This window comes from Alloiococcus sp. CFN-8, from assembly GCF_049943125.1.
In the GTDB taxonomy this organism is placed as follows: Bacteria; Bacillota; Clostridia; order Clostridiales; family Clostridiaceae; genus JAEXZL01.
Window position 1 is genome coordinate 1,211,585 of sequence record NZ_CP188040.1, and the last position, 17,175, is coordinate 1,228,759.

General features: G+C 36.4%; 14 protein-coding genes. All 14 read right to left on the minus strand.

All coding sequences use genetic code 11. The features are described 5' to 3' along the window. Window positions 1-99 precede the first annotated feature (99 nt). Window positions 100-1,284, minus strand: coding sequence for a cation diffusion facilitator family transporter (locus tag ACPWSR_RS05305; protein ID WP_426350661.1), 1,185 nt, complete (start codon window positions 1,282-1,284; stop codon window positions 100-102). Between the two features lie 244 nt (window positions 1,285-1,528). Further along, the gene (locus ACPWSR_RS05310) at window positions 1,529-2,662 is read right to left on the minus strand and encodes an aminotransferase (protein ID WP_426350662.1); all 1,134 of its coding nucleotides are present in this window, start codon (window positions 2,660-2,662) and stop codon (window positions 1,529-1,531) included. 314 nt (window positions 2,663-2,976) lie between these two features. Further along, window positions 2,977-4,224 carry a [Fe-Fe] hydrogenase large subunit C-terminal domain-containing protein gene (locus tag ACPWSR_RS05315; RefSeq protein ID WP_426350663.1) on the minus strand — a complete coding sequence of 416 codons (1,248 nt, stop codon included), beginning with the start codon at window positions 4,222-4,224 and terminating at the stop codon, window positions 2,977-2,979. Window positions 4,225-4,483: 259 nt separating this feature from the next. Next, window positions 4,484-5,125 carry a pyroglutamyl-peptidase I gene (pcp, locus tag ACPWSR_RS05320; protein ID WP_426350664.1) on the minus strand — a complete coding sequence of 214 codons (642 nt, stop codon included), beginning with the start codon at window positions 5,123-5,125 and terminating at the stop codon, window positions 4,484-4,486. 87 nt (window positions 5,126-5,212) lie between these two features. Beyond that, complete coding sequence (locus tag ACPWSR_RS05325; RefSeq protein WP_426351353.1) at window positions 5,213-6,148, minus strand: DUF979 domain-containing protein; 936 nt, start codon at window positions 6,146-6,148, stop codon at window positions 5,213-5,215. A 5-nt stretch (window positions 6,149-6,153) separates the two neighbouring features. Further along, on the minus strand, window positions 6,154-6,447 hold the full coding sequence (locus tag ACPWSR_RS05330) for a 5-oxoproline transporter, DUF979 family subunit (RefSeq protein WP_426350665.1): 294 nt from the start codon (window positions 6,445-6,447) through the stop codon (window positions 6,154-6,156). Beyond that, window positions 6,444-7,127, minus strand: coding sequence for a DUF969 domain-containing protein (locus ACPWSR_RS05335; protein WP_426350666.1), 684 nt, complete (start codon window positions 7,125-7,127; stop codon window positions 6,444-6,446). The genes ACPWSR_RS05330 and ACPWSR_RS05335 overlap by 4 nt, the downstream gene beginning before the upstream one ends. Window positions 7,128-7,431: 304 nt before the next feature. Beyond that, window positions 7,432-9,222, minus strand: a complete 1,791-nt coding sequence (locus tag ACPWSR_RS05340) for a M3 family oligoendopeptidase (RefSeq protein ID WP_426350667.1) — start codon at window positions 9,220-9,222, stop codon at window positions 7,432-7,434. Between the two features lie 188 nt (window positions 9,223-9,410). Then, on the minus strand, window positions 9,411-11,066 hold the full coding sequence (locus ACPWSR_RS05345) for a Na+/H+ antiporter NhaC family protein (RefSeq protein WP_426350668.1): 1,656 nt from the start codon (window positions 11,064-11,066) through the stop codon (window positions 9,411-9,413). A 361-nt stretch (window positions 11,067-11,427) separates the two neighbouring features. Beyond that, window positions 11,428-12,867 carry a glycogen synthase gene (locus tag ACPWSR_RS05350; RefSeq protein WP_426350669.1) on the minus strand — a complete coding sequence of 480 codons (1,440 nt, stop codon included), beginning with the start codon at window positions 12,865-12,867 and terminating at the stop codon, window positions 11,428-11,430. A 94-nt stretch (window positions 12,868-12,961) separates the two neighbouring features. Then, window positions 12,962-14,077, minus strand: coding sequence for a glucose-1-phosphate adenylyltransferase subunit GlgD (gene glgD / locus ACPWSR_RS05355; protein WP_426350670.1), 1,116 nt, complete (start codon window positions 14,075-14,077; stop codon window positions 12,962-12,964). 3 nt (window positions 14,078-14,080) lie between these two features. After that, the gene (locus ACPWSR_RS05360) at window positions 14,081-15,253 is read right to left on the minus strand and encodes a glucose-1-phosphate adenylyltransferase (protein ID WP_426350671.1); all 1,173 of its coding nucleotides are present in this window, start codon (window positions 15,251-15,253) and stop codon (window positions 14,081-14,083) included. Window positions 15,254-15,506: 253 nt separating this feature from the next. Continuing rightward, window positions 15,507-15,947: a hypothetical protein gene (locus tag ACPWSR_RS05365; protein ID WP_426350672.1), complete on the minus strand. Its 441-nt coding sequence runs from the start codon at window positions 15,945-15,947 to the stop codon at window positions 15,507-15,509. Window positions 15,948-16,017: 70 nt separating this feature from the next. Further along, entirely contained in the window at window positions 16,018-16,941 is a 924-nt protein-coding gene (locus ACPWSR_RS05370) for a Cof-type HAD-IIB family hydrolase (protein ID WP_426350673.1), read from the minus strand. Window positions 16,942-17,175 lie beyond the last annotated feature (234 nt).

Genomic DNA, 17,175 nt, shown 5'->3' on the forward strand with positions numbered 1-17,175 from the left:
CTCCCATCTATTTACTTACACTTATCAGAATAAAAATATCAATTTAATTATTATTCTTTATAGAGTTTATTGCAAGTTTTTTCCTCAAATAAAGGTTATCTAGCCAACAGGAGGAAGTGGCGAATAGCTTCTATCTACAGTGATAGAGCAATAGTAATCTGAATAGGTCTTTTTAACCAGTATGCCTATTGCTGCTTTTAGCTCCCCATCTGTCATTTCTAATCCTCTTGGAGCAACACAATCAAAAATTAGGTTTGTATGAGTTGTTCCTGGAACTACACGCAAATCATGAATCGTCAGCTTAGGATCAATAATTTTTACTTCTTCAGAGAGCCATTGACGGATATTTGCTATCACAGAATCCTTGGTAGCTATGGGGTCAAAGTGGATAATCAGATGAAGACCTTTTTCCTTCAAAAAATCCCTTTCTATGTTATCAATGACATCATGACTTTCAATAACATCCTCCTCCGCTGCCATTTCCACGTGAACACTTGCAAACTGTCTTCCAGGACCATAGTCATGAAGGATTAGATCATGAGTTCCCAGTACTCGAGGATAGCTGAGTATCTTATTTTGAATTTCCTCTACAAAAGCCATCTCTGGTGCCTTACCTACAAGAGGGTCCAGGGTATCCCTAATAAGTCCAAAGCCACTATACAGAATAAATAGAGCTACACCAAGACCAACCCATCCATCAAGATTGATATTTGTAAGATGAGAAAACACCGAAGCAAACAGTACTCCAGAGGTAGTGATAACATCGTTTCTACTATCAGCAGCAGTGGCTATGAGGGTCTGAGAAGAAATCCTCTTCCCAATTTTTTTATTAAAGGAGGCCATCCAAAGCTTTAAAAAAATTGATAACAAAAGTACCACCACAGATATCCATCGAAACTCCACAGGGGTAGGATTTAGAATTTTATCAAAGCTTCCTTGAAAAAGCTCTACTCCAATAACCATGATGAGAACAGCTACCGTAAGTCCTGCAAGATATTCATATCGCCCATGTCCATAAGGATGCTCCTCATCGGCAGGCTTACTAGCCAGCTTAAAGCCCAGGAGGCTTATTATACTGGAGGATGCATCAGAAAGATTATTAAAGGCATCGGCAGTGATAGCTACAGAACCAGATAGGGTTCCCACAAGGATTTTGCTTATAAAAAGCAGCCCATTGCAGATAATTCCTACGATACTGGAAAACTTCCCGTAGTCGGTACGTACAGAGGCCCTATCAACATTTTCATAATTCTTTATAAATTTTCTAATTAAAAAATTCATCATAATATCCACTCCTAAGAATAAATGTATCCCTGACCTCTTTTTTTATATAACTTTAAAAGTGCAAAATAAAAAATCCATGGAGCAATAGATAACAGCTACTGTCCCACAGATATCATTTCATCTGCTGTTAAGCTTAATAACCAGGCATGATGACAAGCCCCTTGCCCGTTGAATTTATGCTCAATATTAATGTAAGTTTAAAGAGTTTTATTAATTCTATTATATCCTAAATCCTTTGTCAATATTACGCTGCCCGGGACAGCTTCTTTGAAAACTGTGATAAAAGCTCCAATGCCTTTTCTAAAACCTCTATTGAAGCAGCATAGCCTATTCTTAAGGAGCCTTCCACTCCAAAGCAGGATCCTGGAGTTAAAAACACCCCTGTTTTCTCTAAAAGCCTCAAGGAAAATTCCTTTGAGGATATTGGGAAGTCATAGAACAAAAGAGTTACTGTGCTAGCCTTTGGTTTTATATAAGAAAAATGCTCCTCCCTACTTATCCATCTATCTAAAACCTCTATATTTCTATTTACAAGGGTTAAATTTCTTTTGATGAGCTTATCTGCATTTTTTAGAGCTAAGGCAGCTATAGCTTCATCTATCATACTGCAGCTGATTATGTCATAATCTCTTCTCTCTAACAGCTTATCAATAACCTCTTTTGCCTTGGTAGCTATCCATCCAATTCTTAGCCCTGGCAACGAAAAAACCTTAGACATGCTTCCTGTGCTTATTCCTTTTTCATAGATATCTACTATAGAATAAGCATAGCTTCCATCATGACTTAAGCCTCTATAAGCCTCATCACAAAGGATATAAGCTCCAACCCTTCCTGCTTCAGAGGCAATCTCCCTTAAAGTAGCTTCTGAAATTAAAGCTCCTGTAGGATTATTGGGATTATTTATGCATATAAGCTTTGTTTTATTTGTTATAAGCTTTTTCAGTTCTTCAACCCTTGGAAGAAAGTTATCTTCCTTTTTAGTTTTTAAATATTTTACCTTAGCTCCTATGGATTCTGGCACTGAATAAAGCTGCTGATAGGTTGGATATAAGGCTACAACCTCATCTCCTTCTTCTAATAAAGAAAAGAGTACAGAGTTATTTCCTCCTATCCCTCCATGAGTAGAAAGAACCTCTTCTTTCCTTATATCCTTATAAAGTCTGCATATCCCTTCCTTCAGCTCCTCCCCTCCTGGTATACTTCCATAGGTAAGCTTCATGGAAAGAAGCCCTTCCATATAAGCTGCCTTATCCTCTCCTACTATTTCTAAAAGCTCCTCTAAGGAAAGAATATCAGCACAGCTTTCTGCTATATTGTACTGAGCTCTGTCTTCATAATCATTCATCCACTGTTCAATCTCAAACTTTTCTATATTCATTGGTATCCTCCTTGCAACGTATTAATAAGCTGCTTCTTATAATATGGAATGTGTCAGTATATTAGTAAATGTATAAATATTCATATAATAATTATAATTATACATTTTTCTTTTGTGGTTATGAAGTGCTTTTTGTAATTTTTATATATTTTTTATAGTAAATAGATAAGAGAATAAGTTTATAAAATTCATGCTATCAAGTAAAAATAAGACATCTATTAATTCTGCTCTCTGTTTATCTTAGAAATATAAAAGGAAGGCATTACCGCCTTCCTAAGGTTTCTCTACAAAATCCCAATAATATGTTCTTAATCCTATGTACTTTTTATAAGCGGACAATCATCCTTATTAGCCCATCCATTAACTATGTCCTCCGCTAGAACTTTACAAGAAGGAGCGCCACAAGCACCACAATCAAGACCAGGAAACTCACCGGTAAGCTTTTCTATTTTCTTGATCTTCTCCAGGGCTCCTAAAATATTGTTATCCAGCGTCATAACCGGTCTATAGGTAAACCTTCTTTCAAGTACAGATGAATATTTATCAATAGAGTCTTGAGAAATTCCTGAGCTTTTACAGGCATATTCCTTAGAAAGCTTAATAATTCTAGTCTTTGCTAGAAAAGGATTTTCAACAGTAAAGACCCCTCCTACACATCCTCCAGTACAAGCATTAAGCTCTGCAAAATCAACACGGATTAATCGTTCATTTTCTATTTCATCAAGGACCTTAATGATATTTTCAATACCATCGGCAGACAGGTATTTATCGCAATCTAAGACAGCTGCTTCTCCTCCAGTTATGGCCCATTCTATACCTGTGGAGCTAGCTGTTGATATGAAAGTTGGGTTTTGTATTTTATTCATTTCCTTTAACAAGGGCAGATATATTTCATTAATTGATAATATACCACTAAGCTCAGAGCTCTTATTATCATAATTGCCTTCCTCTGTTACATATCCTGGACAAGGCGATATAAAAAACACTCCTATATCTTCAGATGCATAGCCTGTCTTCTCTACAGCTTCATCTCTGGCCATTCTAGCTGCAAGCTTCACAGGAGAAATAACTGGTATTATATTATCCAATAAGTCAGGATACTTGGACTCTATGAGCTTTACTACCACTGGACAGGAGGAGTTAATTAGAGGCTTTTGATAATTTCTATTAGCTACGATGCTTTTAGTCCGCAGAGAAATGATTTCTGCAGCCCTTGAAACCTCAAAGACATCATTAAATCCCATGTTAATAAGACCAGTAAGCACAAAATTAACATCAAAAAGCTGGCTAAACTGGCCATAAAGAGATGGCGGAACTAAAACCACAGACCATTTATAATTCTTTTTTAACTGATCAAAATGGTCGTATACTGCTTTTTTTGCTTTACTTGGGCAGACTCTTATACACTCACCACAATCAATACATAGATCTTTTTTAATAACTGCTTTTTTATTACGTACCCTTATGGCATTAGTTGGACACCCTTTTACACAGGCTGTACAACCAGTACACTTTTTATACTCTAAAATTACTGAAGGGGATAATTTAGATTGCATCTTCATAGCATCTCCTAAAAACACTTATAAATATATTCTTTTCAGGCCAACCCTCGATGCTTATACTTACAACTTTGTTTCATAATTAATATTTAAATAACAGAATATTTTATCAATTATATTTTAATACGATATAAAGTTCAATGGAAGAATAGTTAAATAGTTATCAAAGATTTTCAACGGCATTTTGTATTTATCCTGCTTAAATATATACAAAAAAATCTGAGTCCCCATATGCTGAGACCCAGATTAACGATTTTCTATTTTAGCAGATTGTCCCCCCAGTAGCCTTAATATCCTGGTTATTTTCTACTACTGCCTTAACAGCAGCTTCTAATGACTTAACTATATCCTCTAAAGCCATGGAAGGGGCTCCTTTTTTGTCCACTACCTGCTGTGGTATGTATGGAACGTGGATAAAGCCTGCTCTCATGTTTGGATATTTTTTATCTGCAAGATATAAAGCTCCGTACATTATGTGGTTGCACACAAAGGTTCCTGCAGTATTGGATAAGGTAGAAGGAAGTCCTGCTTCATTTATTTCCTTTACTATTGCCTTTACTGGAAGGGTAGTAAAGTAAGCTGGAGCTCCATCCTCATATACCGGAAGGTCTATGGGCTGATTTCCTTCATTATCCTTTATTCTTGCATCATCTATATTAATAGCAACTCTTTCAGGAGTTACATCAAAGCGTCCGCCTGCCTGTCCTACGCATATTACTGCATCAGGCTTATGTTCTTCTATTCCTGCTTCTAATTTTTCAATGGACTTTTTGAAAACTGTAGGAACCTGAAGCTTAATAACCTCAGCGCCTGCTATCTCATCCTTTATTCTGCTTACAGCTTCCCAAGCAGGATTTATCTTTTCTCCACCAAATGGATCAAAGCCAGTTACTAATATCTTCATTTATAATTCCTCCTTTTTAGTATATTGCTCAATGAATAGGCTTTTTCCATGGAAGCCTAATTTATATGATACCATAAACTTCTACTATTAAAAGGCTAGGTAGTACATCAGCACAATGTGTATAAAGAGCATTATTAATGCCACTGGTGCTTGAGAAATTATAACCCTATTTTTACTCTTTGTTTCTAAAAGAGCTGCTGGTACTACATTAAAGTTTGCTGCCATTGGTGTCAGAAGAGTTCCACAGAAGCCTGCTGTAAGAGCAAGTGCTCCGGCTATTGCTGGATTTGCTCCATAGCTATATACAAATGGAACACCAATACCGGCAGTTATAACAGCGAAGGCTGCAAAGCCGTTACCCATTATTATTGTAAATAAAGCCATTCCTATACAGTAAGCAGCTACTCCTATAAGTATGTTTCCCTGTGGGATAACATTAGATATCATATTAGAGATTACCTCTCCTACTCCTGCCGCTGTAAATAAGGTTCCTAGTGCTGCTAATAGCTGAGGAAGTATAGAAGCTGGTCCAACTTGTCTTAATAATCTATCTCCATCCTCTGCAATATATTTAGGCTTAGCCCTGGTAATAACAAACACCACTGCTAGTGCTACTAAAGCAGATACACCTATTGCTACCTGTCCAGCTAATCCAGAGAGCTTAGAGGTAAACTGAGCAAAAGCAAAGGCTACTACCGCTAGAGTTATGGAAGGAACAAATATCTTTCCACCGATCCTTTTAGCTTGCTCTAGCTTAAAGCTGTCACTGATTTCAGCTACAGAACCTACCTTAACCTTCTTAAGAAGAGTTATGATACCCATAACTATTATTGCAGCACCTACTACTACTGAAGGCAGCCATCTACCAAATATAAATATAGAACCAAGAATCCCCCAGAACAAAGCTGTGGTAATCCTACTATCATTTTTCTTGTCCTTTATAACATAAAAAACGGAAAGGTACATCAGTAATCCTGCTAATATATATAATCCCTCTAAGGAATAATCAAATAATTTTTCTATACTCATTACTCTGCCACTCCCTCTTCTCCTTTATATTTTCCTTTAAGCTTCCAACCAGGTACGTAATTATTTACCACATATAATACCAAAAGAATATTAGCAGTATCTACTACTACATGAGGCATCCATCTACGGAAGATACATAGGGTTCCAAAAACACCCCAAAATAATACCTTGATAATCCTTCTGTCATTTTCCTTGTTTATTAAATTGTTATAAGCAATTAAATACATACCTAATCCTGATATTATAGATATTATCTCAACTAAATAATCAAGAGAAAGCTTTAAAACCATCATTTTCCATTATCCTCTTGCCCCTTGTACTTTGCTTTAAGCTTTTTATCAAATAGATAATTCTTTACTATGGCTACTATTAAAGCAATTAGGGCTACAGGTATGGAAGCCTTAGCTACATCTACAGCAGAAACCTCATACCCCTGTTCTGCAAGAGATCCAACTATTAAAAGAACTCCAGAGCTTGCCATGAATACATTCTGACCGAAGAAGTTTCCGAAGTTTTCCATAGAAGCTGCTGCTCCCTTAATCTTTTCTACGTCCTCTTCCTTTACCTCTCCATAATTAGCCTGAGCAGCTCCCTGTGCCATAGGCTCTATTAAAGGTCTTACAAACTGAGGATGTCCACCCAATCTCACAGAAAGTGCTGCAGCTCCTTCTCTTATAATAAGATATAAAGAAAGAATCTTACCAGTGGTCAATCCTTTAGCCTGTCTTATTAAATCTACGGCCTTTTCCTTAAGACCATATCTCTCACATATACCTATTACTGGTAGTGTAAGCACAAAAAGAGTCATATATCTAGTATTTACAAAGGAGCTTCCTAGCACCTCTAATATTTCTACAAAACCCATTCCAGCTACAAAGCCTGTGGTGATTCCTGATAGTAAAACCACAAACAGCGTGTCCAACTTTAGTGCAAAGCCTACTATAACAATAAGCACACCTATTAGCTTTATCATTTGTACCATCCTTTCTTATGTCGTTTTTTTTAAGAGTACAATGGAACTATTATAATATATTTTCAGAGTCATTTCCATAAACTTTTTATGGAAATTTAACAAAATGATATTATAATATGATGTTTTATAAACTTTTAATAATTTAATAGCTATATATTATTAATTTTAATAATATACTTCAGCACTTTTTTACATCACAGTAATAATAAAGAAGATTCTAACTTCAACAATTAAGAGTCATGATAGCTTTAAATTTTAAGTTAATAAAAAACAGCACCTTTAAAAGATGCTGTTTTCTTATTCACTATTTCTTTGAAAGCTTTTCCTCACTGAGCCTCAAGAATTCCTCTACATCCTCCTGGATAATAGCTAAGGAGCCTCTCCAGAAGTCTACATCATGGATATCAATCCCCATTACCTTGGTTACATCAGCGATATTGCTCTTGCCGGTGATAGAAAGGAGCTCTTCATAAGCCTTAGGGAAGGAGTCTCCCCTCTTAAGGTATTCAGCATATAATCCCTTTGCAAATAGAAGTCCAAAGGCATAGGGGAAGTTATAAAAATGTCTGCTAGGAAAGTAGTAATGGGTCTTGCAGGCCCACATATAAGGATGCATGTACTCAGTATCTAAGCCATCTCCATAAGCTTCCTTCTGAGCCCACAGCATTATTTCCTTCAGCTCCTTAGAGCTCAAGGTGCCTTCCTTTCTCCTATTAAACACTTCCCTTTCAAAAAGGAAACGAGAATAAATATCTACTATTATCTGATTGCTATCGCTGATTTCTGATTCCAAGATTATAAAGGCACCCTCAGGAGTTACATCCTTGATGACTGCTTTTTTAACTATGGTTTCACAGAAGGTAGAAGCGGTTTCTGCCAGGGGCATTGGATAACCAGAATTCAGTGGACTTTCATCCTTTAAGCAGTGTCCATGGAAGCCATGTCCTAGCTCATGAGCCATGGTAATGGCATCACTGAAGGTATCTCCATGATTTAATAGGAATCTGCTTTCACCTATTACATGAAGGTTGCTGCAGAAGGCTCCCCCCTGCTTTCCTTCCTTAGGATATACATCTATCCAGCTTTTATCTATAGCCATTTTTGCAAAGTCTGCCAGGTTATCGCTAAAGGTTCTAAAATTATTTGTTATAAACTCTGCGGATTTCTCATAGGAAAACTCCATGGTTAGCTCACCCATAGGAGCAAAGAGCTCATAGAAGGGAAGACCATTTTTATGTCCTAACAGCTCTCCTTTAGTTCTCATATATCTTCTGAAGATTGGAAGGCTTTCCTTCATTGCTGTGAGCATCGCCTCTAAGGCTTCCTCATCCATTCTGGAGGTTACAAGAGTCTGATGAAGGGGTGACTTATAGCCTCTAAGCTCTGAAAGAGTAATAGCTTCACCCTTAATACCATTTAGGGCTGCAGCCATACCATCCTCAATCTTTTTATAGGCGGCAAGCTCTGCTTCATAAGCTCTTTTTCTAACCTCTCCATCTCCTTCGTAAGCAAGATTTCTAACTACGGAAATAGGAAGCTCCTTGCGTCCTTCCTCCGTCTCCATCTCAACCATTAAATTGGATATAAGTACATCCTTAAGCTTCTGCCAGCTATTAGAGCCAGTGTTTTGAAGCTTTGCTATCACAGCCTCTTCCTTTTCTGACAAAAGATATTTACTCATGAAGGCAAGCTCTCTAAGAATAAAAGCATGCTCCTTTAAAACCTCTGATTTGTGGATACAGTCTTCTATGTCAGGAATATTTCCTATCCATCCCTGAAGCTTGGCATCAGCCTCAGCCATATGGCTCATCTTAACATCTAGCTTATCAGAATACTTTAAGGCTTCTTCATTTCTGCTATCAGTGCTGAGAGTGAGATGAATAAAAGCTCCTAATCTAGAAAATAGATTATGTCTCTCTATTGTTCTCTTTATATATTCCTCCAGCTTCTCTGTGGTATTCTCATAGCTTTTAGTAAGATATACTGACATTTCGTTATATCTATCTACAAAACCATCAAGACTCTCCATATCCTTTTTAAAGCTCTCAGCTTCAAAGGATTCATAAAGCTCCTTAAGACTCCAATTACTACTCATAAACATCCTCCTTAATATAACATCTTCAATTATTATCATGTTCTATTAACACTTTTACAACAATTATATCACAATATTTCCAAAATAAAGAATAATTATTAATATAAACTATATTTTTTAATTATTTATAAATAAAACAGCCTTGATTGATTTTATAGATATCAATCAAGGCTGTATGAATACTAAAATTAAGCTACTTCTTCAGCTTCTGGAGCCTCACTTTTATTTCTTTGTGTAAGCATTTTAATTCCCCAAAGTGTTCCTACCATAAGAGGTATCATTATAGCTAAACAAATCCATGGATTCTGTATAAATCCAGCTATAAAGAAGCCTACAGCAGAGAAAGCTGCAACAAAAACAGCATATGGCAGCTGAGTTACCACGTGCATCATAAAGTCTACCCTTGCCGCCGTAGAGGACATGATAGCCGTTTCAGAAATCGGAGAGCAGTGGTCTCCTGTAACAGATCCTGCTAAAGAAGCAGAAATACTTACTAGAGCAAGTGGAGTCATCTCATAACCAAATATTGCTACTGTTATAGGTATTAATATACCAAAGGTTCCCCAAGCTGTTCCTGTAGCAAAGGAGATAAAGGTAGCTAATACATATAAAATCACTGGTAAAAAGTTCATATTGAAGGTCGCACCCTGCATGGCTGTCTCTACAAATAAGGTAGCTCCAAGGCTTGTACGACAAACGGTGCTGAGAGCCCAGGAGAAGGTTAAAATAAGCATAGCTGGTACCATTAAGGTAGTACCATTAGGTATAGCCTCTGTAAATTCCTTCATGGATATTATTCTTCTCATAAAATAATATATTATTGTAATGAAGAGGGCTATAGTACCACCAATAGCTAATGCCATGAAGGAGTCAGTATTGCTGAAGGCCTCAACTACTGATGCCCCATCAAAGAAGCCTCCAGTATATAAAAGACCGCCTATACAGCTGATAATAAGGGCTATAATAGGAACAAACATATCTATAACCTTACCCTTAGGATTTTCTACAGGCACTTCTGCATGAGCATATAAGTCCCCAGTACCACCATATATATCTCCCTCCTGCTCCGCTAGCAGTTCGTACTTCTTCATAGGGCCAAAATCAAACTTTAATAATGCAAGGGTAAATAGCATTACAATAGTTAAGAGTGCATAGTAATTGTAAGGAATAGCTTGTACAAATATCGTAAAGCCATTAAGTCCAGATTCTGCTGGTATGTAAGAAGAAACTGCTGCTGCCCAGCTGGATATAGGAGCTATTATACATATAGGAGCTGCTGTACAGTCTATGTTGTAGGCAAGTCTTGCTCTACTTACCTTAAACTTATCTGTCACTGGTCTCATAACATTTCCAGTGGTAAGACAGTTAAAATAATCGTCTATAAAGAAAGCAAGGCCCATAAAGGTGGTGCTTATAAGAGCCCCTGTTTTATTTTTTATTTTCCTTGATGCCCAGTTTCCATAGGCTGCGGAACAGCCAGTAACCTGCATCATTGCTACTATTATTCCGATGGTCACTAAGAATATAATTATTCCTCCATTGGCACCTATCTCTGTGGTTATAAGCTCTATAACATGAACTAAAGCCTTTATAGGATTCCAGTCTGCATAAAGAAGAGCACCAAAAACTATACCGATAAATAAAGAAGAATACACCTCTTTAGTAATAAGAGCAAGCAGAATAGCTACCACAGGAGGTATTAACGCCCAAATCGTACCATACTTGCCACTAGCATTCTCCACTGCTGCCTCAGATGCAAAGCCTGTGGTTAAAAATATAAGACCTGTAATCAAAACTAAACTTAATAAAACCGATCTACGTGAAGGTTTAAATCTGGTTTTCATAAAAGAAAGCCTCCCTTGTTTTCATAAAAAATTTATTTTATCACATGTAAATAAAAAAATAAAATTCCGATTCCTAAATACAAAGCCTGTCCCCTAATTTTACCCTTATATTCCCCCTTCAAGGCTACTCATTTCAAAAAAATAAAGCACTGAAAACTTCAGTGCTCTGTTGCCTAAGCCTTAGATAATCTTACAGCGAAGTCTTTCCCTGTGGAAAAGCGTATTTTTTTATGTCAATATTATTGATTCCACATCCAAAAACTATCATCACATACTTATATTGTAAGGTCATGTTAACATTTTGTCAACCGTTTACATTTTTTATTTTTTTGAATATTTATTCATATACTTATTAAAGCTCTTATTTACTTTTTTTTAAAAGTATTTTATAAAGGTTTATATACTCTTTTGCAGAGGCTTCCCAGGTGTGATTAAGCTGCATATTTTTAGAAATAATTTTCTTCCAAAGCTCCCTGTCCTTATAGTACCTGAGAGCTCTCTTTATCTCGTGGAAAAGCTCCTGGCTATTATATTCTGTAAATACAAAGCCATTACCGGTGTTTCTATACGGATTATAGCTCTTTACAGTATCCTTGAGACCTCCCACCTTTCTTACTATAGGAACAGTTCCATAGCGCATGGCTATCAGCTGTCCTATGCCGCAGGCCTCAAACTGAGAAGGCATGAGAAGCATATCAGAAGAAGCATAAGCCTTCTTAGAGAAGCTCCTATTAAAAGGAAACCTCACTGCAACCTTCTCTGGATATTTTGAAGAATAATACTTAAACATGCTTTCATAGCTTTCACTGCCGCCACCTACCACTATGAGCTGCAGCCTCTCCTTCATAAAATCCGGCATGAGCTCTTCAATGAGGTCAATTCCTTTTTGAGAGGAAAGCCTGCTTATTATGGCAATTAGGGGTATATCCTCTCCTATCTCAAGGCCCAGCTCTTGCTGAAGCCTTAGCTTATTTTGAACCTTTCCCTCCAGATCCCCTTCAGAATAATTAAAATACAATTCATCATTCTTTTCAGGATTGTAGTCCTCATAATCTATCCCGTTAAGTATCCCGTAGACATCCTTTTTTCTCTTTTTTATTATCTCTTCCAGCCCATAAGCATAATAAGCTTTAGTGATCTCCTTAGAATAGCTTTTGCTAACGGTATTAATAATGTCCGCAGAAACAAGGGCTCCCTTCATAAAGGAAATGCCACCATGATGCTTAAAGAAATCCTCCGTATAATATTTCTCTTCTGGAAGTCCAAGCATATCCATGACTTCTCTTCCATAGTTTCCCTGAAAGAGCATATTATGAATAGTATATAAGGTTTTAATGGAGCTATATGGCTCTACTCCTCCATAATAGGCATCCTTTAAGGAAATCATAAGAGCTGTGTGCCAATCATTACAATGAAGAATATCTGGCACGAAGTCCTTAAGATACTTTATCCCTTCTAAGACAGCCTTAGAAAAGTATATAAATCTTTCTCCATCATCATAATAGCCGTAGGGCCCTTCTCTGTGAAAATAATAAGGGTTCTCTATAAAATAATAGGTCATACCTTCAAGCTCCAGGATGCTTAAGGTGCAGGGAACCTTCCTCCAGCCGATATAAGTCTCATAGTCTGCAAGCTTCTTTCTTCTTCTTATGCTTTCATCCTTAAAATTATAAAAAGGAAGTATAACTCTTATATCTTCTCCCATTTCCCTCAAAGCCTTAGGTAGAGCATAAGCCACCTCTCCCAAGCCTCCTGTATGAACAAAAGGATAAGCCTCTGCTACAGCATATAAAATATTCATATAACACCAACCCTTTTTTAAGATAGATTCGCCTCATTATAAAAAATAAATCCCTATAAAGTATCTCTATAGGGACTATTTTATAGCTTTTTATTTAATTTTGAAAGTTTTTCTTTTTAAGGATTACTAAAGGATATTCTGGATCTCCTTTTAACTCCTTACCACCTTCTATGGAAACATTCTTATCAGTTATTACATAGCTTAAGTGAGAATCATCCCCTACATCGGTAGCCTGAAGAATTATACAATTTTTAAGTACTGTATTAGCTCCTATTTTAACTCTTCTGGAGATTACACAGTTCTCAACATGTCCATCTATTATAGAACCATTAGCTACGATGGAGTTTATAACCTTACTATTCTTAGTATACTTTGTAGGAGCCTCGTCCTTAGACTTTGTCATTATAGGTCTTGTTTGAGAGAACAGCTCTGCATTGATTTTAGGATTTAAAAAGTCCATGTTAGTATCAAAGTATTTTTCCAAGGAATTAACACAGCTTAAATATCCTTTAAATTCATAGGTACCTACCTTATATCTCTCAAGGCTTGTATATATTCCTGTCTTAAACTTTCTGCAGTAGCCTGTTCTTATGCAGTAGCTAACCATTTCTATGAAAAGCTCTCTTTTTAATATATAGGTTTCCATCCCTACATTAAGAGTTTTCTTATCCCCTACATTTCTTCCTACGCTTAAGACTCTTCCTTCTTCATTAATATTTAAGGACTCGCAGCCTTTAAAAGCCTTATCAGCGTTGTTTACCTTCTTATAAAGAATTGTTATATCGTTACCGCTTTCCTCATGAGCTCTTGCTGCTTCTGTAAAGTCTATATTATATATCATATAGGAAGGTGCCATAATCACATATTCCTGATTAGATAGCTTTAAGAAATCTAGGTTTTCCATGAAAGCTTCCATATCATTGCTCTCTGGGGACTGTGTGCTGAAGTTAAAAAGTCTTAAGCCATATTTCTTTCTATTTAGGTCCCAAGGACGTCCATTGCTTATGTGATCCATAAGAGAACGAGAATTATTCTTTGCAAATATTCCTATATTCTCAATTCCTGCATTGGTCATATTTGATAATATAAAATCTATTATTCTATATCTTCCTGCTATAGGCACTGAAGCCAGGGGTCTCCTAACCGTAAGCTCCATTATATCATCTTCATTTTCGTCCAGGTTAATTATTCCCATATAATTATTAAGCATTAGTTATTCCCCCCTCTTCCTGTTATAGGCTTCCTCTACTACAGTTCCTGACTTTAACTCTTCCTTAGCTGGTATAACAGCTATAGACTCACCATTTCCTATAGTACAGTCTCTTCTTATCACCGCATCAGGTCCTATAATTGCCTTATCTATAACTACATTATCTCCTATTTTTACATTAGGCATTAAAACTGAGTTTGTAACCCTTGAATTCTTACCTATCTGAACTCCTGGAAATAATACGGAATTTCCTACGTTACCATTTATAACACAGCCTTCAACCACCAAGGAGCTTGTAACCTCAGCCTCAGGTCCTATATATTGAGCTGGCTGTGATGGATTTACAGAGTATATTCTCCAGTTTAAATCATGGATATTAAGCTCATTATCATCTCTTAAAAGATCCATGTTTGCTTCCCAAAGACTTTCTGTAGTTCCTACATCCTTCCAATAGCCCTGGAATGGATAAGCTAATAGCTTTTTACCATCATTAAGCATCTTTGGTATGATGTTTTTACCGAAGTCATTGCTGGAGTTTTTATCTGCAGCATCCTCTTTTAAGTACTTTCTAAGCTCCTTCCAGTTGAATATATAAACTCCCATGGAAGCCTTTGTGCTTTTTGGTTTTGCTGGCTTTTCTTCAAATTCATAAATAAGGTTATCCTCTTTGGTATTCATAATTCCAAAACGGCTTGCTTCCTCTAAGCTAACCTCAAATACCGCTATAGTTGCATCAGCCTTACTCTCTTTGTGTGCCTTGAGCATTTTAGTATAATCCATCTTATAAACATGGTCTCCTGAAAGTACAAGCACATATTCTGGGTCCTGGTTGTCTATAAAATAGCTATTTTGATAAATAGCATGGGCCGTTCCTTTATACCAGTCTGCTCGATTTTCACTTTGATATGGAGGCAATACGTACACTCCACCGTCTCTTCTATCTAAATCCCATGGGCTCCCTATACCTATATGAGCATTAAGCTCAAGAGGCTGATACTGGGTAAGCACCCCTACGGTGTAAATACCTGAATTAGAACAATTGCTTAAGGCAAAATCAATTATTCTATACTTTCCCCCAAAAGGTACGGCAGGCTTTGCTATCTTTTTTGTTAGAACTCCTAGTCTAGAGCCTTGTCCCCCTGCGAGGATCATGGCTATAATCTCTTTTTTAGCCATAAAAAACACCTCCATCTTTCTAATCTTTTATTTTTCTGTAAGTTTAAATAATATAATAAATAATATATATTATGATTTCAAAATATATTATAACAAGTGTTTGTGAAAGTAACAACAAGAAATATTGCATTTTTTCTGAGAATATAAATTTTAAAATCTATGATTTTACAAAAAAACCAACCCTTGAAAACCGCTATTTTCAAGAGCTAGCAAGAATCCTTGTAATAAATTCTAAAAAGTTTTTCTTCTGTAATTATAAGGATTTTTGTACAAATTCTGAAATATATCCAAGAGATTGTTGCATAATTAACTGATCAGCACTCAATACATCAGCTTTGTTTTCTAAATTATCTAGCCTTTCGTTTATCCTGTATAAAACTCCCTTAAGCTCTTCCAGTTTTTTTTGTTCATAGGTAATCTGAACACCACTCTCATCTGTATATAGCTTATGAGGAGGATTCCCACATTTAGTGCACTTACAGTAAACACTGCTGCTATTTATGTTTCTAAAAACCTTAAAGGTATCGTTATTACACTGAGTGCAGCAAGACATAAGCAAATAATCCTCAGAAAAATCATAGGTATATTTTTCTTTACATTCTGTGCACCAAAGGATGAGCTTCCCCTCCTCCATGGAAATAGAGAAGCTGTTTCCACTGCAGCCTTCCTTTTCACATACTACTGTTCTTATCATAGTTATCACCCCTATTATCTATTATGCTGAGAGGGATGATAATATTACTAATTCTCGTATTTTCTTTACACTACAGCTTCTTTAATATCCAGTCTGTAAGCTCCACTAAAGCATGCTCTTCATTGCTGCAGATTACATAATCAGCACAGTCCTTAAGCTCCTCCCTGCAGTTGGCTACTGCAAAGCTATGGCCTGCTGTTTTAAGCATCTCCACATCATTGAGATTATCTCCTACAGCAATAATTTTATCTAGGGAAATGTTCATCTCCTTGGCCAAGAATTTTAAAGCTTCTCCCTTAGAAACTCCTTCTGGGCCTATTTCTAGAGATTCTAAGCCTCCGGTAGTAATGCTAGCCTTCTTATAATTGTCTACTATAAATCTCTCAACTTCTCTTAGATTACCTGTAGTATCTGAAATAAGCACCTTATTCCAGGGTCTTTCCCAGGCATCAGCCAAAAGCTCTATATTTTCATGCTCCTTAACAAAGTTCTCATCTGCAGAATAATAGGTTATTTTTTCTTCTCTCTGAGTTCTTAAAGTATTTTCTGAATGTCTAAGTATGAAGTATTTATCACCACAGCTTATTCCTATGCCCACCTCTGGAAATTTATCATAAAGCTTTCTGACCAAATCCTTTATATCCTCTTGAAATACCTTTTCCCATAGGACCTTATCCTCTTTAAAATCATAAATCACCGCTCCGTTGTAAAGTATCGCAGGAGCATCTAAGGTGATGCTTTCTAGAACTCTCCAGGTAAAAGATTGAGGTCTTCCCGTAGCCAGGGTAAATCGTCCCCCCATGCTCTGAAACTTCTTTATGGCCTCTATATTTTCACTGCTTACAAGACCTTGATTGTTTAAAAGAGTTCCATCCATATCGGAAACCAAAAGGTAGTCAGAATAATTCCTTTGAATTTTTTCCTTCTTTTTTGAGGCTTTGGGTGCTTTGCTTTTAATATCACCTTCTTCAAATCTTTCCCGTCTCTTCTCCATTTGACTTCCTCCTTTGTATCTTAAAACTACATTAAGAATATTCTATCATTTATTTACCTTAAATAGTGCTTATTTACAATTAGTTTCATAAAATTAAATAATTTAGTAATTTAACACCTATATTACAATTAGCATCTCAGCATAAAACTTTATATTGACTTTAAGTAAGTTTTATTCTGGGGCTTTACAATCGAACATATGTTCGTTATAATGTAATTATTTATAGAACTTATT